At 69.9% G+C, this 17,616-nt stretch carries 14 protein-coding genes, 1 pseudogene and 1 riboswitch; of the genes and pseudogenes, 6 read left to right on the top strand and 9 right to left on the bottom strand.

Features of this window, described 5'->3' with window-relative positions; genetic code table 11:
* Positions 1 to 78: 78 nt before the first annotated feature.
* Positions 79 to 1,731: a S53 family peptidase gene (locus BIV23_RS01755; protein WP_079172863.1), complete on the bottom strand. Its 1,653-nt coding sequence runs from the start codon at positions 1,729 to 1,731 to the stop codon at positions 79 to 81.
* A gap of 117 nt (positions 1,732 to 1,848) precedes the next feature.
* Positions 1,849 to 4,758 carry a helix-turn-helix transcriptional regulator gene (locus BIV23_RS01750; RefSeq protein WP_245790286.1) on the bottom strand — a complete coding sequence of 970 codons (2,910 nt, stop codon included), beginning with the start codon at positions 4,756 to 4,758 and terminating at the stop codon, positions 1,849 to 1,851.
* Between the two features lie 889 nt (positions 4,759 to 5,647).
* On the opposite strand from BIV23_RS01750, the gene BIV23_RS01740 reads away from it, so the two are divergent.
* Together BIV23_RS01740 and BIV23_RS01735 are read left to right on the top strand one after the other, a co-directional pair.
* The gene (locus BIV23_RS01740) at positions 5,648 to 5,863 is read left to right on the top strand and encodes a hypothetical protein (RefSeq protein ID WP_071378904.1); all 216 of its coding nucleotides are present in this window, start codon (positions 5,648 to 5,650) and stop codon (positions 5,861 to 5,863) included.
* A 2-nt stretch (positions 5,864 to 5,865) separates the two neighbouring features.
* Positions 5,866 to 6,354 carry a hypothetical protein gene (locus tag BIV23_RS01735; protein WP_071378903.1) on the top strand — a complete coding sequence of 163 codons (489 nt, stop codon included), beginning with the start codon at positions 5,866 to 5,868 and terminating at the stop codon, positions 6,352 to 6,354.
* A 601-nt stretch (positions 6,355 to 6,955) separates the two neighbouring features.
* Here BIV23_RS01735 and BIV23_RS01725 read toward each other — a convergent pair.
* From BIV23_RS01725 to BIV23_RS01715, 3 genes are all read right to left on the bottom strand, one after another.
* Complete coding sequence (locus tag BIV23_RS01725) at positions 6,956 to 7,399, bottom strand: hypothetical protein (protein WP_071378901.1); 444 nt, start codon at positions 7,397 to 7,399, stop codon at positions 6,956 to 6,958.
* Between the two features lie 103 nt (positions 7,400 to 7,502).
* A complete protein-coding gene (locus tag BIV23_RS01720) occupies positions 7,503 to 7,964 on the bottom strand; it encodes a hypothetical protein (protein WP_071378900.1) in 462 nt (153 codons plus the stop codon).
* A complete protein-coding gene (locus BIV23_RS01715; RefSeq protein WP_071378899.1) occupies positions 7,961 to 10,495 on the bottom strand; it encodes an RHS repeat-associated core domain-containing protein in 2,535 nt (844 codons plus the stop codon). The genes BIV23_RS01720 and BIV23_RS01715 overlap by 4 nt, the downstream gene beginning before the upstream one ends.
* Before the next feature lie 242 nt (positions 10,496 to 10,737).
* Here BIV23_RS01715 and BIV23_RS01710 point away from each other — a divergent pair, with 242 nt between their 5' ends.
* Positions 10,738 to 12,411: an SWIM zinc finger family protein gene (locus BIV23_RS01710; RefSeq protein WP_071378898.1), complete on the top strand. Its 1,674-nt coding sequence runs from the start codon at positions 10,738 to 10,740 to the stop codon at positions 12,409 to 12,411.
* Positions 12,412 to 12,539: 128 nt separating this feature from the next.
* Here BIV23_RS01710 and BIV23_RS51405 read toward each other — a convergent pair whose 3' ends face one another.
* The 3 genes and pseudogenes from BIV23_RS51405 to BIV23_RS01695 all read right to left on the bottom strand — a co-directional run bounded on the left by BIV23_RS51405 (position 12,540) and on the right by BIV23_RS01695 (position 13,813).
* A complete protein-coding gene (locus BIV23_RS51405) occupies positions 12,540 to 12,887 on the bottom strand; it encodes a DUF2397 family protein (RefSeq protein WP_071378897.1) in 348 nt (115 codons plus the stop codon).
* A gap of 49 nt (positions 12,888 to 12,936) precedes the next feature.
* Positions 12,937 to 13,026: pseudogene (locus BIV23_RS51400) on the bottom strand (hypothetical protein); the annotation flags it as partial.
* 55 nt (positions 13,027 to 13,081) lie between these two features.
* The gene (locus BIV23_RS01695; RefSeq protein WP_071378895.1) at positions 13,082 to 13,813 is read right to left on the bottom strand and encodes an MgtC/SapB family protein; all 732 of its coding nucleotides are present in this window, start codon (positions 13,811 to 13,813) and stop codon (positions 13,082 to 13,084) included.
* A gap of 162 nt (positions 13,814 to 13,975) precedes the next feature.
* On the opposite strand from BIV23_RS01695, the gene phoU reads away from it, so the two are divergent.
* From phoU to BIV23_RS01685, 3 genes are all read left to right on the top strand, one after another.
* Positions 13,976 to 14,662, top strand: coding sequence for a phosphate signaling complex protein PhoU (gene phoU / locus BIV23_RS01690; RefSeq protein WP_071378894.1), 687 nt, complete (start codon positions 13,976 to 13,978; stop codon positions 14,660 to 14,662).
* A 362-nt stretch (positions 14,663 to 15,024) separates the two neighbouring features.
* Positions 15,025 to 15,153 carry a hypothetical protein gene (locus tag BIV23_RS53075; RefSeq protein WP_281250076.1) on the top strand — a complete coding sequence of 43 codons (129 nt, stop codon included), beginning with the start codon at positions 15,025 to 15,027 and terminating at the stop codon, positions 15,151 to 15,153.
* A gap of 92 nt (positions 15,154 to 15,245) precedes the next feature.
* Positions 15,246 to 15,419: riboswitch (M-box (ykoK) riboswitch) on the top strand.
* 313 nt (positions 15,420 to 15,732) lie between these two features.
* Positions 15,733 to 17,370, top strand: coding sequence for an NRAMP family divalent metal transporter (locus BIV23_RS01685; protein WP_071378893.1), 1,638 nt, complete (start codon positions 15,733 to 15,735; stop codon positions 17,368 to 17,370).
* An 88-nt stretch (positions 17,371 to 17,458) separates the two neighbouring features.
* On the opposite strand, the gene BIV23_RS53070 is transcribed toward BIV23_RS01685, so the two are convergent.
* Positions 17,459 to 17,584 carry a hypothetical protein gene (locus BIV23_RS53070; protein ID WP_281250075.1) on the bottom strand — a complete coding sequence of 42 codons (126 nt, stop codon included), beginning with the start codon at positions 17,582 to 17,584 and terminating at the stop codon, positions 17,459 to 17,461.
* Positions 17,585 to 17,616: the final 32 nt, after the last annotated feature.

The raw sequence follows: 17,616 nt of genomic DNA, 5'->3' as shown, positions 1-17,616 counted from the left end.
TCGGCACGTCACGCCGCGGCGCGGGCAGGGGGATCACCCCCTGCCCGCGCCCTGTTCGGTCGTCGGCCGCCGGGGGGGTCAGCCGAGCAGCTTGCTCGCCAGTGTCGAGGCGTTGTACGAACCCCAGCCGGTGGTGAAGTCCCAGCCCGTGCCGGCGGAGTAGGCTCCGTTGCTGCCGCTGGTGATGTCGTGGAAGCCGGTCCCGCTCGCCGAGTAGAGGGCGGGGTCGGCGAAGCCGAGCTTGGCCTTGCCCGCCGCCGCGGCCTGCTGGTTGTACAGCGCGCCGAACGCCGCCCACTCGGGCGCGGCGGCGCTGGTGCCGCCGACCGAGGTCCAGGAGCCCTGCGAGTAGATCGAGACGCCGGGGCTCGGGTTGGCGTGGGCCGAGACGTCCGGGACCTGGCGGTAGCCGCCGCCGGCGCTCTTCTGCACCGCGGTCTGCCAGCTGGGGATCTTGAAGACGGAGGACTTGCCGCCACCGCCTCCGGACCAGGCCACCTCCTTGCTCCAGGCGTTGGACGAGGTGACGGTCAGCTGGGTGCCGCCGACGCCGGTGACGTACGGGTCACTGGCCGGGTAGTCGACGGAGGTGCCGCCGTCGCCCGCGTCGTCGGAGCCGCTGTCGCCGGAGGCCGCGTAGAAGCCGAGGCCCTGGGCGGCGCCGGCCTTGAAGACGGCGTCCACCGCGTTGATACCGGACGTGGTGCGGGCGCTCTCGGCGGCACCCCAGCTGATCGAGGTGGTCGGGATGCCGCTGTCGACGATGGCCTGGTAGGTGTCGATCTCGCCCGCGTCGGAGTTGGGGCCCTCGAAGACCGTGACGTTCGCCTTGGGGGCGATCGCGTGCAGGACCTCGATGTCCAGCTCGACCTCGACCTGGCCGTCGCCGAGCGCACCGGAGCCGCCGTCCACCTTCTGCACGGTGGGGGTGGGCGAACCCAGGCCGTAGTGGCTGTCGTACGCGGTGATGTTGGACTGCTGGAAGCCGTCGAACTCCAGCAGCGCGATCTTCTGGCCGCTGCCGGTGTACGTACCGGAGACGTTGTAGCCGCCCTTGAGCTGGGCCGGGGTGTAGCCGCCGCCGGGGCCGTTGTGGGGGCTGACGGTGTGCGGCGTGGCCTGGTGGTGCAGCTGGACGCGGTTGTTGAGACCCGCCACGTCGCCGACGAGGGAGGCGATCGAGGCCGGCAGCGTGGGCGCGCTGTCGTTGGCGTAGAAGGAACGCCCCGTCCTGGCGTCCTTCCAGGTCGACAGCCTGGTGCCGAAGGCCTTCTCCACCTGGGCGGCGGTGCCGCCGGCATCGACCAGCAGGTTGCCCGAGTGGACGGTGCCCACGGTCAGCCCCTGGGCGCGCAGGTAGTCCGTGAGCTGCTTGATCTCGGAGTCGGTCCGGCCGAAGCGGGCGGCGAACTGGCGCTTCGTGAGGTAGTGGCCGTAGGAGCTCGACCGCGGATCACTCACCTTGGCGACAAAGGCGTCAAGTGCCGTGCCGCCTCTGGGAGTCAGGCTGATCGCCACCGATATCCGCTTGCCCGCCGCGACGTTTCCGGTGCGGGCCGCGCTCTGCTTCAGTCCGGTCAGGACGTCTCCGGCGACTGCGGCACGGGTCGTCGCGTGCGGCTGGGGGGCGTTCGCGGCATAGGCGGCGGGGACGACCGCGGCGACCAGGGCCGGCGCGGCGACCAGGGCCGGCGCGGCGACCAGGCCGAGCAGTTTCAGACGTGACTTCACTGAAGTCCTCCGGGGAGTGTGGGGAGTTGTTCCCGAAGCGGAACGGACTCACCGTAGAAAGAGCGGCTCCACTCCCATAAGCGGGGGAACCCTTGCGTTACCTGTTAACAGCTGATGTCACGTCAACGGCGTGTGTCGAGAGCGCTGCGGGTCCGATGCCGGTCGCATCCGACTCACCGTCACTGTCGAACTCACGGAGTCCACTTGGCCTGCGCCGTCGGGGTCGACGACCGCCGCCCCGGACGCGACGACGGCGACGGCCATCGCGTGGGCGAGCGCGGTGCGCGAGCGGACCCCGACCTTGCGGTAGACCCGCGACAGGGCCCCTTCCACTGTCTTGACGCTGATGAAGAGCTCCGCGGCGACTTCCCGGTTGGTGGCTCCGCTCCCGACCAGCCTGGCGATCCTGGCCTCCGTGGGGGTGAGTTCGGGGCCGCCCGCGCCCGCCTCGCCACCGCTGCGGTCCACGGCGTCCAGCCGGGCCAGCTCGTCCCTGGCCCGCGCCGCCAGCGGAGCGGCGCCGAACCGTGCGGCGGTCTCCAGCGCTTCGCCGAGAACCGCCCGCGCCGCGCTCCTGCGGCGTGCGCGGCGCTCGACCGCGCCGAGCGCGATCAGGGTGCGCACCAGCTCCATGGGCAAGGGCAGTTCGCGCAGCCGGTCCACCGCCGCACGCAGCCGCGTCGCCCCCTCCTTCGCCCGGCCGAGCGCCGCCTCCCGGAGCCCCTCGGCCCGGTCCAGAGCCGCCAGCACGCTGCCAGGGGTGTCGCCGGACACATGAGCGCGGGCCTCGCGGACGACGGCCCCGCCCTCCTCCGTCTCGCCCAGGAACACCAGGGCTTCGGCCAGGTCGCCGTACCAGTGCAGCAAGGGCGGGTCGGCGGCGCACATGGCAGCGCCGAGTTCTCTGACGCGCTGCAACGCGTCGACCGCGAAGGCCGCCCCCTGCGGATCGCCCGCGAGCAGTCCGGCCTGTCCGAGCACGGCCAGCGAGCGCAGCAGGAACAGCCGGTCACCGTCGGCTTCCGCGGCGCACGCCGCCTGCTCGGCCAGCTGCCGGGCCTCTTCGGCGGTGCCGCCCGCGGCAGCCGCGAGCGCGGCCGCGTACAGCGCCGGAGCCGTGCGGGCCATGACGCGTGAGCAGCGCGCCGCGGTGTGCAGTGCCTCGTGGCAGTGTCCGGCCCGCACCTGGATCCGGGTCAGCGACACCAAGGTCGCCATGACCTCCTCGACGCCCGCGAACTCCTCTATGACTGCAAGGAGTTGGACGACCTGCTCGCGGGCCTCGGTCACCCTGTCGGAATCCAGTGCCAGGATCGCCCGCATCCGGATCAGCCGCCAACTCTGCGGACCGCCTTCGGCACCCCCGGCCAGGGCGAGCGCCTCCTCCAGCGCGACGTCCGCCGCCAGCGGTTCGCCGGCCAGGGACCGTACCCGCGCGAGAGTGGCGAGCGCCCCGATCCGGGTCTCGGGGTCGCCCGCGACGGCCGCACGCCGCGCGGCACGCCCGGCATGCCGGGCCGCCTCCGCCAACTCCCCGCACAACACGCCGCGTACGGCCGCCCAGTGGTGCAGCCATGCCTCGGCCTGCGCATCGCCGTCGGCGTCCCGGAGACCATCTTCGATCAGGGTATGAGCACCCTCCAGCGCCTGTCCGGCGTTGCGGAGCAGCACCAGCCGGGCCCGCACCCGCCGGCGCGCCGAGCCCGCTTCGGCGAGGACCGTCTCGGCGGCCTCGCCCGCCGCCTCCGGCTGCCCGGCGTCGCACGCGTACTCCGCCGCGGCCAGCAGCCGGTCGGCCCGGTCCGCGGGCCTGTCGCCGGGCGTGCGGCCGGCGGCGAGCCCGGCCAGTTCGCACGCGGCACCGAGCGCGCCCGCACGGCGCGCGTACTCCGCCGCGGACATCAGCGTGCGGGCGGTGTCCTCGTCCTTGTGCGGCCGGGCGTGGGCGAGGTGGCGGGCCCGCTCGACAGGTTCGGTGGTCACGCGGGCCAGCAGCGCGTGGGCGTGCCGGCGGCTGTTCTCCGAAGCGTCGGCATAGACCGCGGCCCGGACCAGCGGATGCCGGAAACGTACGGTTTCGTCGATGTCGGTCGTCGCGATGCCGAGGCGTTCGGCATCCGCCAGGTCCGCGGCGGGATCGGAAAGCCCGGCGGCACGCAGCAAGCCGAGGTCGGGGTGGGCGGCGGCGCTCGTGACCAGGAGGGTGTGCCGCGCCTTCTCCGGCAGCGTGCGCGCCCGGCTCAGCAGCAGATCACGCAGTCTCCGGGGCACGGCCAGCGTCGGGCCGTAGCCCACGGGCGCCCTCTCCCGCAGGGCCGCTCGCCCCAACTCCAGTGCGTACAACGGGTTTCCGGCGGCAGTGTCCTGGACCGCCCGCAGCACTCTCGGTGGCAGGTCGGCGCCGAGGCACGCGCGCAGGAGAGGGGCCACCTCCTCGTCGGGCAACGGCGGCACCGGGAGTTCGACGGTGCCCGGCGGGCAGCAGTGCAGCCGTTCGGGCTGTTCCCCCTCCGCCACCCGCTCGGCGGCCACCACGCGTATGTCCAGGCCGCCCAGACGGCGTACGGCGAAGACGAGCACCTCGGCGGTCGGCGTGTCGAGCCACTGCAGACCGTCGACGACCAGCACGACCGGGCCGGTGGCGGCCAGCTTGCGCAGCACGTCGAGGACGGCGACGCGCACCGCCAGGCGGCCGCGCCCGTCCGCGGGTTCCGGGCCGCGCAGCAGCGCCGCCCGCAGCGCCGCCCGAGGTTCGGGTGCGAGGGTCTCCAGGCAGCTCTCCGGTACCCGGGCGAACAGGTCGACGAGCCCGACGAACGGGAGCCGGGCGTCCTCCGCCGCGGGCGAGCAGTGCAGCACGGCGGGGACCGACGGGGCGTGTGCCGCCAAGGATGCCGTAAGGGCTCCCACGAGCACGGACTTGCCGATTCCCAGGGGGCCGTGGAACAGCACTCCGGGACGGGCCGTCAGTTCGGCCCGGGCGGCGTCGAGCAGCTCGCGTCGCCCTGTCAGTGACCGTGCTCCCACTGCAGCCGCCCGTCTCCGGCTCCGGAGGTGGCGCCCGTGGTCTTGGCGCACGATGCGTCCCGTGACGGGTTACACCCGGTACCGAGGGCGGAACCGTCGGTCGGGTGAGCGCGGCAGGCACCGGGAGGCTGGAACATGTGTTCATGACAACCTGCACGGTTCGGCTTGTCAATGAGGTTTTTCCGCGTTGCCGCTCCACCCATCCTCGACCAGGGTCCGCGGCCTCGACAGCGCTTTGCTGACGGTCTGTAACGGGAGGGCAGGTGTGCGGAGCCGTCCGCGTGCGTCACCGACGCCCGGAGCGTGAAGACCTCCACCAGCGTCCCGTCGACGCGGACCTCGCATGGAAATCGTCCGACACGCCCCCGGGACCAGGGGATTCACTCCACTTCCTCAGTGGTCTGCGACGCAAGTCCTTCGGGGGGTGACGTCGGAGCTGGTTGTAGGCGTGTTCGCGGTCAGGTGTCGGGGGCGGTGAGGTGGAGATGGCAGGCGGTGTCGAGGGCGTCCTCGGGGGTGCCGCTGCTACTGCCGGTGGACAGGAGGGCGTCCTGATAGCGGTCGCTGGCCGGGTCGTGCAGGGCGAAGCCCCAAGGCTCGCGGTGCCGTGATGGCGCAGACGCATCAGCTTGAGGCTCCCGATGTGGGTCAGTTCGCCTTCCACGTAGGCGTACTGGCCCCGTGGCGGACGCGCAGGCCGGCCAGTTGCGGCCAGGCGGCCTTGGCGCGGATTCTCAGGTACAACTCAAGCTGGAGCCGGGTGTGTTCCAAGGGCGTTGGCACAGCGGACATCCTGCCGGAGGGCCGGTGATCGGGGTGCGGCAGGATGCGGTCTGTCGTGATCCACTTCTCGTGATCGGCGTGCCTGCCTTGCCTGCGCATCGCGGAGGTGTTCGGCAAGACGCCGGACTACGTGAAGTGGCGGATGGACCTGCTCAACCTGACGACCGACATCGCGGCGCTGCCGGCCGACGGGAAGATCAAGCCGGACTTCGCCTGGCACCCGTCGCGGCTGTCGACGGCGAACCGGAAGGCGGCCGTCACCCGGTACATGAAGGGCGACTTCAGGTCGGAGACGGACGCCTCCACCTTCGCGCAGGCCTGAGGATGAAGGAGAAGCAGGAGGGCTTCTTCTCGGACAAGGAGCTGTCGGAGAAGGAGAAGGAGGAGAAGGCCAAGGAGCGCAAGCAGGCCAGGACCAAGGTCGACCACGTCGAGCGGGCCGGGACCCTCCTGACGGAACTGGCGAAGAAGTCCCCGAAGGAGCTGGCCGAGCTGTTCGAGGGCGAGGTCGGTAAGCACCTGGAGGCTGTGGAGCGCGTGCGCAAGGCGGCGACCGAGGCGGCGAAGAAGCTGCGCAAGGCGAAGGCGATGTCCGAGGCGAAGCAACTGGAGGTTCGTCCCGAGCTGGAGGTTGCGTTGTCGGGGCCTGAAGCCGGGGAGGACGAGCCGGCCGAGGTCGAGGCCCTGGAGGAGACGGTGGGCGGCGACGCCGATCAGGAGCCCACGGAGGCGGAGCTGGCTGCGGCGGAGGCTGAGTTGGCCAAGCTGCCGGCGGCGGACGAGCAGGAGCAGGAGGCGTCAGCGGCGGCCTGACTTTCTCCGAAGTGCGGCTGGGCACCCTGACGGGGCCCAGCCGCTTTTTAGCGTTGTCGCGCAATGCCTGCCTTCAGCCCAGCTGCCACAGCGCATACACCGCGACAAGCAGGAGAAGTCCCGCACCTGCCATGACAGCGCCAAGGAACCGCAGATACCCGACAGACGCGAAAAGGTTCGGAGAGCCGCCGAGGCGGCCCATCACCCACGTCTCCTGGTTCCTGCGGTGAATCCGTTCGGCTCTGCGAGTGGTGATCCCCCGCACATCGAACGCCCAACTCAGTCCGCACCACAGGAAAACCATGCCTCCTACGGCGAAGAGTATGTCGATCATCGGGGCGGCCCGTGCGCCCCGGCAGCGAGGTGCTGCATTTGCTTGGGTTCCTTTCGTCGTTCCGCGCCTCGGTCGGTCCATCGGCGGCCGCGCCATCAGCTTGTGGCTCGTCTGGGCGACTGAGCGAGGACTATCCAGGCGCGTAGTCCCCCAGGTGGTGACCCAACCTCCCGGAGTGGTCTGGGCGCAACGTAGGAGAGGACGAAGTGAGAGTGACTCAGCCGCAAGCCGGCGCCAGCTCAAAGCCCCCCTCCCGGCATCCCATCCTCACCCTTCCCTGCCCGATAGAAAGGGGTGGAACGCGGCGAGGGCAGCTGCCACGTCGGATGCGACCGGGTCCTCCGCAGGAAGGGCACGCCCCAGACCCAGGTCCTCCGCCGCGCGCAGCACGACGGAGGCGAGTTCCGCAGCCGTCGTCCGAGCGACGACACCGCCTTTGCCGGCGACCGACAGGCCGTCCTTGGTCCGTCTCACGACACGACCGAACGAGGTGTCGGCACCGGTGAAGCTGAGCACGTGGGCGTTGCCCCGGACAAAGTCACGCACGTTGTCCAGCAGCTGGACGACCGAGAGGTAGATCATCATGCCCTGGTCGGGAACGTGACCGGCCGATTCGGCCGTCCCGAGATCCCCGGTGACGGTCATGTCACCCAGATCGAACCCGCCGGCGTCGCCCTGGCCGGGCCGGACGGTGAACTGCACGGTGATCACCGGAGGTATATCTCTTGCGCGGGATGAAGTTGTTGACGTGGTTCCCATCTGCCGAGTCGACGATGAGCCGATACCTTGTGGGTCGGTGATCCCGGTTGACTCCTCAGCCGACGTCTCCCCAAACGGCTTGCAGGTCCTTGCAGCGGACGGTGATCGACGCGTCGGTGAGCGCGATCTCGTGCACGCAACCCCCGTCTTCGCCCGGGAGGATCTCGTCGAGGAGCACGGTGTCGACCAGCATCCAGTCAATGGAGTGCTCATAGTCGATGGAGAAGTGCGTCACTCCTGAGTAGCTGATGCGCAGCCCGGTGTCGTGCTTCCACTGATTCGGGGCGAATTCCAGGGTCAGCCCTCCGCTTTTGTCGGTGGCCACCTGAATACCGGACAATTCCAGATCCTTGACGCAGCGGCCATTGCCGTACCCGAGAGCATAATGCGCCGGATCCGATGCGAATTCCCTTGCCCCGGCCGGCAGCTGATCGCGAAACTTCGGGAGTTCGGCCAGGTAGGCCCTCGGATCGACGTAGAACCCGCCATCGTCCCAAACGGCCGTCACGTACTTCATTTGCAACCTTCCGCGGCGAGAGGCGGTCGCCTCCACTTGTCTCCCGAGATGTCTTCGGTACCCTTCGGGCCGATGCGCCCGACTTTCCGCAACTCGTAGATGACTCGTCCCTTGATGGCATTCTCCACGCCAGGTGGGACCTCGACTTCCGAGGCTTTGATGCCGTGCTTATTGAACCATCCCTGGCTGTTGAACAATCCCACTTCGCGCATGGACTTGTCGTAGACGTGGATTTCCACGTCCATGCCCTTGTTGCTCACTGGGAAGATGTCAGCCCGGCCCGTATACCCCTGACCGAAGTCCAGGGGATTCGGCGGGCCCTTCGGTCCCTTCCCGGCGAGGCCGAGATGGTCGCTCCAGCTCAGCGGGTTCGGTACATAGGCGTGGTGATCCGGTGCGGGGACGAGACCCAGCGGATCCGCGCTGATGTACCGCGCTGTCTCGGGATCGTAGTACCGGTGCAGGTTGTAGTGCAGACCGGTCTCGAGGTCGGCGTACTGCCCGGGGAAACGCAGCGGGCAGTCGACTGGCGACGTCGCTTCGTCCAGGGCCGGAAGGGGAGTACCCCACAGGCTGGTACGACGCTGCCAGACCAGATCACCTGCCGCGGAGACCAGCTCTGTGGGCGTACCGAGGGAGTCGGTGACGACGGCGTGGAACTGAGCGCCCCGCTCGGGATCTGATTCCGCTGCCAACTGCGCCAGAAACGACGTATTGGCGGCTGCCGCGGTCGGTTTGTGGCGCGTCTGGGCGACTGGGCGAGGGCTGTCCGGCGCGTAGTCCCAGGTCGTCACCCGGCCGTCTGCTGTGGTCTGCTCGGCCAGGCACAGGTCATCCCAGACGAAGTCCGTACGGTCGGTCACGGAGCCGTCGTCGGCGACCCGGTGTTTGGAGATGCGTCGCCCGAGCGGGTCGTACGCGTACTGCCACTGAGTTCCGTCCGGGGCGACCACCTCCGTGAGACGGTCTTCGGCGTTCCACGTGTAGGTCCAGGTACGGGTCTGGCCGTTCAGAAGCTTGCGGGTCCTGCGCACTAGGCGGCCTTCGCCGTCATGCTCATAGGAGGTGCGCCCGGCCGAGCGGACGAGCGTGCCCTCGAACCGCAGCTCACCGGGTGTCTCATGGGCAGGCGACGTGGCGTGCGTCAGGTTGCCCGCTGGGGCGTACGCGTACGTCTCGCTCCAGCCGTGCGCGCGCGTCTGGGTGACGCGGCCCATGCCATCCAGGTCGAAACGACGGGTGCCCGACGTCAGCTCCCGGATTTCGGTGAGGTGGCCGTCGGCTCGGTGCGCGTACGTCCGATGCTGGAGGAGGCGGTCAGGGGAGGTGGCGGTCAGGGTCTGCCCGATCAGCAGACCCGCCGCGGTCCATGTCTGGGTGAGCGTCACCTCCGTACCGAGGTTGCGCTGCGTCTCACGGCCGACAGCATCGTGGGAGAAGTACAGCGCGCCATCGGACGATCGCAGGGTGAGCGGGTGCCCCGCCAGGTCGTAGGTCCATTCAGAGACCAGCCCTGAAGGTGTCGTACGTCGGGTCCGGCGGCCGGTGGCATCGTGGACATAGGTGGTCGTCTGGCCGTTTACGGTCTCCGACAGCACTCGGCCGAGCGGGTCACGCTCCAGTGTGACCTCGGCATCCGCGTTTGCCGCACGGCACAGGTTGCCGTCGGAGCCGTAGGCGAAGGTGGTGACGTCACCGGTGTCGGCCTGCTGTTCCACTACCCGGCCGAGCGGGTCCCGCACGAAGCGCAGCGTCTGTCCGGCGCCGTTGGTGCGCGTGGCCAGGCTGCCGGCAGCATCGCGGGTATAGGTGAGGGTACGACCGTTGAAGTCCGTTTCCGCTGTCGTCCAGCCCGCGTCGTCATAGGTGTACGTCCAGGTCAGGCCCTGCGGGTTCGTGACGGAGGTCAGACGGAGTTCGGTGTCGTAGTCGAACGCGTACCGTGTGCCGTCGGGATCGGTACGGGTGGCCGGCACGCCGAAGTGGCCCACCGAATGGTGGGTTGTGTTCCCAGCGACGTCCGTATGGCAGAGCAGGTTGCCCTCGGCGTCCCAAGTCCAGGACTCACGCGTCCCGTCGGTCATTTCGCGCCAGGCCGGCTTGCCCTCCGTGGTCCACCCCAAGTGGATGGTGTGGCCGAGAGGGTCGGTCGCCTCAATGACCCGGCCGAAGGGATTGCGGCGGACCGTTGTCGTGTGGCCCAGTTCGTCCGTCAGGGCGATGGGCAGGCCAGTTTCATCGTACGCCACCGTGCGGGTGTGGCCGAGCGCGTTCGTGATCGCCGTCGGACGGCCCGCATCGTCGTACACGTACCGGGTTTCGGCGCCGGTCGGGTCAACCGTCGTCAGCAGGTTGCCTCGCTCGTCGTACGTGTGCTGCCAGACCGCCCCTCCTGGCTCGACCACCTCGGTCGGGAGGCCGAGTGCGTTGTACTCCGCCCGGGCCGCAGTGCCGTCGGGGAGAGCGAGGCCGGTGAGGTTGCCGGCGTCGTCGTACGTGTACCGCGTGGTGTGGCCCAGCGGGTCCGTCACCGCGAGTGGCCGGGCCCCGTACTCGTCCCATTCTGTGCGCGTGACATGCCCGAGCTCGCGCTCATACGACGCAGCCACAGATCGCCGGGCCCCGTACCCCGGACAGGCACCCGCCCCGGAAGCTGCGACATCCATTTCGCCGGCGGGGACCATGGCGCAGCCGGACCGTGCTGATCGCACCCATGGCCTCCCTTAAGCTGACAGAGCATCAACTGCACTACCGCTGCCGGGCGGGGAGAATCATGCGCGGTCTGACCGAGGCGAACCTCAAGAAGCTGGCCGGTGCCCGTTCCTTCGAACGTGGCCTCGGGTACCTTGACGCGGTGTCGGGGGTCGAGGTCGGTGACGGCTGGGTCACCGCGACCGTTCACGGCACCGAACGGTACGAGGTGGAGCTGACCCTGGACGGGCCCGGAGGGCTGGTCGGCGCGTGCGACTGCCCGTTCGGTCTGGAGGGCAATTTCTGCAAGCACCTCGTCGCGCTCGGTCTGAGGGTGCTCGCCGAGCGGCAGAGCCTGCCGCGGCAGCGGAAGGCGGCCAGGGAGCGTGCGCAGGACCTCGACCGATGGCTGTCCGCCCTGTCCAAGGACGAGTTGCTCGCTGTGCTGCGGGAACTGATCGGCGAGGACCGGCAGTTGCGGCGGCGTCTGGAACTGCGGGCCGCGAGCGTGCGCGGCGACCTTGTCGCGGTCCGGGCCCGCATCCGCGATCTCCTCGACGCCGGCCCCTTCGCGCGGTACGGCTACGTCGAGTACGCCGATGCCCGCGCCTACGCCGACCAAGCCGGGCAGGCGGTCTCCGCGATCAGGGCGCTGACCGGCTCCGGCCGGGCCGCCGATGCGATCACCCTGGCGCGGGAGGCGATGCGACTGCTGGCCGAGGCGGTCGAGAGCGTCGACGACTCGGACGGATGGCTCGGGCAGATCGGTGCGGACCTCGCCGACGCCCACCTCGAAGCGTGCCGTGCGGCACGCCCCGACCCCGAAGAGCTCGCGCGCTGGCTGGTCGGCCATGCGCTCGGCGACCTCGACGACGGCCTGACCGACATCGACCCACTCGATTACGAGGATGCCCTCGGCGAGGAGGGAATGGCCGTTCTCCGGAAGTCGGCCGTCGAGGCGTGGCGGGGCAACCGTCGAGGCTGGGCGGAGAAAAACCTGATGGAACGTCTGGCCAAGGCGGGAGGCGACGTCGACACGGTGATCGCCGTACACGCGGCCGACCTCACTCCGAACGGCCACACGCACCTGGTCATCGCCCGCGTGCTGGACACCGCCCAGCGCTGCGACGAGGCCCTCACCTGGGCGGAACGCGGCATCCGGGAATCCCGGGACCTGTCCGCCGTCGACACCGCCCTCGTCGACTACCTCTGCGACCGCTACACCCGGGCGGGCCGTCTGCCGGATGCCGTCGCCCTGCGCCGCGACCACTTCGGCGCCCGCCGCTCGCTGCTCGCGTACCAGCAGCTCCGGGCCGCCTCGCGGGCCGCCGACCGCTGGCCGGCGGAGCGTGACGGGGCGCTGGACCTGTTGCGTGCCGACGCGGGGCGGCCAGAGGGGCGGTACGGCGGCCCTGTGCTGATCGATGCCCTGCTCGACGACAAGGACGTCGACGCCGCCTGGCAGGCCGCCACCCGGTGGGGCGCCCACGACCGGCAGTGGCTCACCCTCGCCGACCAGGCACGTGTCGGCCGTCCGACCGACGCGCTCGCTGTCTACCTGCGACTGGCCGAACCACTGACGAAGCAGACCGGAAACTCGGTCTACGAGCAGCTCGTCGCCCTGCTGCTGAACATCCGCGACTGCCACCACCGTCTGGGCACGGACGAGGAGTTCGCCGTGTACGTCGCGGCCCTGCGCACCGCCCAGAAACGCAAGCGGAACCTGATGCGTCTGATGGACGAACACGGTCTGTGAGCCGGACGGGACTCGTTCAGTCACCACTTCGAGTGGTGACGCGGTGTTCGAGTCGACCTGGCGGCCTCGGGCGCGGACCAAGTCCGGGATCTGGCACTCGGCGTCAGGGTAGAAGCAGCCTGACGTGCTCAATGGTCACCCGTGCGCGGGCGCACGGGGCGTGGCAGTGGCTGGCGCCAGTCGCCCGGCTTCGTGAGGAGGAACTGACGGGCGAGGGAACGTATGTCGTCCCACGCCGGATCTGTGGCCAGGGAGTTGGCGCACAGACCGACTGGGCCCATGCGAAAGTCGGCGGACCGGTCCGAGCCCCCTGCCCGCTGCTCGTTCAACTGCCGTACGGCCGCGAGGAGTTGTGGGATCGCGCCCAGAGCGCGAGCGCGCAGCAGTCGGGTCTGCGACTCCTGGCCGTCGGCGGAGACGAGCCAGGCGAGGAACACCGCGACCTCCGCACCGCGCAGGTCGATGGTGCAGCGCACCGCGCCGCCCCAGCGTCTCGTCGTACACCGGCAGCGCCTGCTCGTCGGCCGCACCGGCCTGCGTGAGCTGGTAGATGAGACGTTCGCGGTAGAAGTCCTCGACCGCGGTGACCCGCGAGGCGTCCGGGTCCGCCCGCAGGTGGTTTCCCCACTCGACGAGGGGCTACCTCGTGCCACCCGCTGATGCCGGAGGCTCACTCGTCACCTGCGGACGCGCTGAGTGCGACATCGACCACGCCGTCGTTCTGGAACAACGCCGAGGCCAGCCGGCCGGTATCGGCGCTTCCCTCCAGTTCGAGCAGGACGCGGGCAGCGGGATCCGTCCGCCCGGGCAGCCGCTCGACCTTGACCTGGAGGATGCGGAACCCGCGCCGGGTGCATGTCTCCATCAGCTGAGGCAGCAGGGCGGTCCCGGTGCGGTAGGTCATGTGCAGCTCGAAGACGGACGGCGCCGTGCCGGGTACCACTCGCCCGGGGAGCAGGGGGTAGCCGCGGACGACGAGGAAGTGCAGAGCGGTGGCCGCCAGGGCGAGGACCGGCAGGCCGCCGCCGCAGGCCATGCCGACGGCGCAGGTGAGCCAGACAGTGGCGGCGGTGGTCAGGCCGCGTACGGCGTCGCGGCGTACGAAGATGATGCCGCCGCCTATGAAGCCGATCCCGGAGACGATCTGGGCGGCCACCCGTGACGGGTCGAACGAGACGTTCTCCAGGCCCAGCACGTTGGTGAAACCGTGCTGGGAGACCTCCATCATCAGGGCGCTGGCGATTCCGACCAGGGTGTGTGTACGCAGCCCGGCGCTCTTTTGCTGGGCCGCCCGTTCCCAGCCGATCAGACTCGACAGCAGCAGGGCGAGTCCCAGCTCGGCCATCTGCCGCAGTCCCTGCCCATTGCCCGCATCCCATAGAGGAACGGCCAGCCCGGCCATGTGCGCCTCCCATCCGGCACTGCGCCTACCCAACCGGGGAGCCATCCCACCTGTGACTCGTCCGACGGTCACACGCCACGGACAGTAATGCGACGGTAGCCCAGGTGTGCAAGGCTGCAGGATCGGGAGCAAACGTGCTCAGAAGGGAGCAGGAGGCGCACGATGCGGGTCACGTATCACAAGGAGCTGGACTCGATCAGCGACGGCCTGGTGGAAATGGCGAGGCTCACCGGTTCGGCGATCGGCCGGGCCACCACCGCCCTTCTCGATGCGGACGTCGAGTTCGCGGAAAGCGTGATCTCGGGCGACGAACGGATCGACCAGCTCCAGCGTGACCTGGAGGAAAAGGCGATCGCTCTCCTGGCGCGCCAGCAGCCCGTTGCGACAGACCTGCGGGTCGTGGTCACCTCGCTGCGTATCAGTGCGGACCTGGAGCGTTCCGGCGACCTGGCCCAGCACCTGGCCAAGCTCGCGCGCATGCGTTTCCCCGAACGCGCGGTCCCCGGTGACCTGCACCGCACGATCCTGGAAATGGGCCAGCTCGCGCAGCGCCTGATGGCGCAGGCGGCGGAGGTGCTGATCACCAAGGACGTCGACGCGGCTCTGAAACTGGAACGGGACGACGACCGGATGGACGAGCTGCACCGCGAGGTCTTCCACCATCTGCTCGACGAGCGCTGGAAGCACGGCGTGGAGACCGCGGTCGACGTCACGCTGGCCGGCCGCTACTACGAACGTTTCGCCGATCATGCGGTGTCAGTGGCCAGGGGAGTGGTCTACCTCGTCACCGGCGAACACGCGGACGAGCTCCCCCCTCCGCCCGTGGTGGTCCCCGACGGCCCGGCGTAGCCCTCGGCCGTTCGGCGCGCCGCTCCCAGGTCAGACCGTTGGCCGGCGGCGAGGAGAGTGACGTCGTCCTCGCCGGCACCTGTCGCTCACCGCGCGATGACGGGCCTCTTCCGTCGGCCGACGCCGTTCATGTGTCCCATGGCCGCGGCGCCCGTGGGCCGTCCGAGGCCGCTCGACAGCAGCCGATGACGACCGGCGACGACCACCGGGCTTACCAGGTCTGCGCTCCTCACCGGCAAGGACCCGGCACGCCAGGATCCCCGGCAGGACGCGGGGCGAGAAGACGCGAGCGCTTCAGATCCCACTCGCCGCGGTCCGCGCTGTGGAGCCTGCCGTTCAGGCAGTCCGTCTACCGCCGGCTGATGTACCTCGTGGTGGTCCGGTCGGTCGCCACGGCCCTGTCCGGCAGCCGACTGCGCTGGCAGCGCATGGAGCGCTACGGCTCCCACCAGGAACCACCGCTGTCACCGGCGACGGGGGCGCGGGGCTGACGAGGACCCATGAGACCGGCCCCCGTGTCAAGACTCCGTCAAACAGTTGCGTGATCTCGCAACTATGAGGCTATGCTGTCGGAGGTTTGAAAAGGGCACCTCGTTCGGTGAGGCGTCTTCACGGACACAGGCCACTGACCCCACGACGTCGAGAGACGCCCAGGGTCAGGACAGGTCTCCCCGGCCCAAGGGGTGACCCCAAGTGGCTTCCCCGGAAAGGGGATTACGCCGTGGAGTGCCAAAGCTCTGACGAGATGGGGTGAGCCGGCCGTTCCGGTTGGGTTGCTCCTCGCCGAGTCGTTGTCGACGCGCACGACCGCGTCCCCGGGCCGGAAGGAGGCGAGAGACATGGACTGCAGCAGCAGTAGTCCGGGCCATAGTCGGCCCCACCCCCGCTTGTCCTCGCATTCTTCCGGCACGCGGTAACCACCTCCCCTGCGCGGATCCCCGTCCGCGTCTCGCGCCCCCGCACGGCCCTGCGCCGTGACGGGCCGCCGTCCTGCGCACTCGCGCAGGGGGGACGGCTTTCGCGTGCCCCCTACCTCCCCCTTCTGGGGGGATTCGGGAGGTACGTACATCATGACCACCGTTTCCCACGTGTCCGAGGCCCCGCGCTCCGCGGTCCTGGACGACGCGCACGTCGGCGACATCCAGGGCGCGCTCGGCACCATCAGGCTCGACGACACCGCACCCCGCACCGGCCTGTCCGCCAAGCTGAAGACGCTCCTGGCCATAGTCGGGCCTGGCCTGATCGTGATGGTCGGCGACAACGACGCCGGCGCCTTCGCCACCTACGGCCAGGCCGGCCAGAACTACGGCACCCACCTGCTGTGGACCCTGCTCCTGCTGGTCCCCGTCCTGTACGTCAACCAGGAGATGGTGCTGCGCCTGGGCGCCGTCACCGGCGTCGGCCACGCGCGCCTCATCCTGGAGCGGTTCGGGAAGTTCTGGGGCGCGTTCAGCGTCATCGACCTGTTCCTGCTCAACGCGCTCACCCTGGTGACCGAGTTCATCGGCATCACCCTGGCCACCGGCTACCTGGGCCTGCCCAAGGCCGCCTCCGTGGTACTCGCCGCCGCGGTCATCATCGCCTCGGCCTTCACCGGCTCCTTCCAGCGGTTCGAGCGGATCGCCATCGCCCTGTGCGCAGCCTCGCTGCTGCTGGTGCCCATCTACTTCATGGTCCACCCGCACGCCTCGCAGATGGCCCGCGACTTCGTCGTCCCGAACATGCCCGGCGGCACCGGCCAGTTGTCCACCGTCATGCTGCTGATCATCGGCATCGTCGGCACCACGGTCGCCCCGTGGCAGCTGTTCTTCCAGCAGTCCTACGTGATCGACAAGCGGATCACCCCGCGCTTCATGACGTACGAGAAGGCCGACCTGTGGATCGGCATCGCGGTCGTGGTCATCGGCGCGGCCGCGATGATGGGCTTCACCGCCGCGACGTTCGCCGGCACCCACGACTTCGGCCAGTTCACCGACGCCGCCGGCATCGCCACCGGCCTGGAGCACAAGGCCGGCAAGGTCGCCGGCGTACTGTTCGCCATCGCCCTGCTGGACGCCTCGATCATCGGCGCATTCGCCGTCTCCCTGTCCACGGCCTACGCGATCGGGGACGTCTTCGGCATCAGGCACTCGCTCCACCGCGGCGTCAAGGGTGCCAAGGGCTTCTACGCCGTCTACGCCGGACTGGTCGGCGCCGCCGCGGCGATCGTGCTCATCCCCGGCTCCCCGCTGGGCCTGCTGACCGAGGGCGTCCAGACCCTCGCCGGCGTCCTGCTGCCCTCCGCCTCCGTCTTCCTCCTGCTGCTCTGCAACGACAAGGCCGTCCTCGGCCCCTGGGTGAACGGACCGAAGACCAACGCGTTCACGGCGGCCGTCGTCGGGGTCCTGGTCGCCCTGTCGATCATCCTGACCGCCTCGGTCCTGTTCCCCGACATCTCCTCCGAGGCGATCCTCGACATCATGGCCGCCTGCGGCGTCGTCGGGGTACTCGCCGCGGGTTACGCCTTCACCCGCCGCCGCACCGGCACCAAGGAGGACCCGATCGACCGGACCGGCAGGGACGAGTGGCGCATGCCCGCGCTGGGGACGCTGACCCGGCCGGCCATGTCCACCGCCCGCAAGGTCGGCATGGGCGCCCTGCGCACCTACCTGCTCATCGCCATGATCCTCGTCGTCATCAAGATCGTCGAGGTCGCCCTCGGCCACTGAGCCCGCGCTGTCGCGTGACCTGCGCCGGCACCTGGAGGACGGGGAAACCGACCCCGATCGACCGGCGAGGGGCGGCTGTTGGCCTCCTTTACTTGCGGTAGGCGCGCAGCAGGACAGCCGCCGTCGTCGCGATGCCCACCATCGCGACGACGAGGATGATCCGGAGCCCGCCGCCCGCCAGGAGCGGGGCGGCGATGTCATGGGGATGGGTCATCGTGTGTACCTGTGGCCTTTCGAGTCGCTGTG

This window comes from Streptomyces monashensis (assembly GCF_001866665.1).
GTDB classification, from domain to species: domain Bacteria; phylum Actinomycetota; class Actinomycetes; order Streptomycetales; family Streptomycetaceae; genus Streptomyces; species Streptomyces monashensis.
This window is presented reverse-complemented; position numbering and strand designations above follow the sequence as displayed.

Coding starts and splice junctions, on each gene's coding strand:
- BIV23_RS01685 (WP_071378893.1), top strand. CDS start 15,733: ATGACCACCGTTTCCCACGTGTCCGAGGCCCCGCGCTCCGCGGTCCTG.
- BIV23_RS53070 (WP_281250075.1), bottom strand. CDS start 17,584: ATGACCCATCCCCATGACATCGCCGCCCCGCTCCTGGCGGGCGGCGGG.
- BIV23_RS53075 (WP_281250076.1), top strand. CDS start 15,025: ATGTACCTCGTGGTGGTCCGGTCGGTCGCCACGGCCCTGTCCGGCAGC.
- phoU (WP_071378894.1), top strand. CDS start 13,976: ATGCGGGTCACGTATCACAAGGAGCTGGACTCGATCAGCGACGGCCTG.
- BIV23_RS01735 (WP_071378903.1), top strand. CDS start 5,866: ATGAAGGAGAAGCAGGAGGGCTTCTTCTCGGACAAGGAGCTGTCGGAG.
- BIV23_RS01695 (WP_071378895.1), bottom strand. CDS start 13,813: ATGGCCGGGCTGGCCGTTCCTCTATGGGATGCGGGCAATGGGCAGGGA.
- BIV23_RS01710 (WP_071378898.1), top strand. CDS start 10,738: ATGCGCGGTCTGACCGAGGCGAACCTCAAGAAGCTGGCCGGTGCCCGT.
- BIV23_RS01720 (WP_071378900.1), bottom strand. CDS start 7,964: ATGAAGTACGTGACGGCCGTTTGGGACGATGGCGGGTTCTACGTCGAT.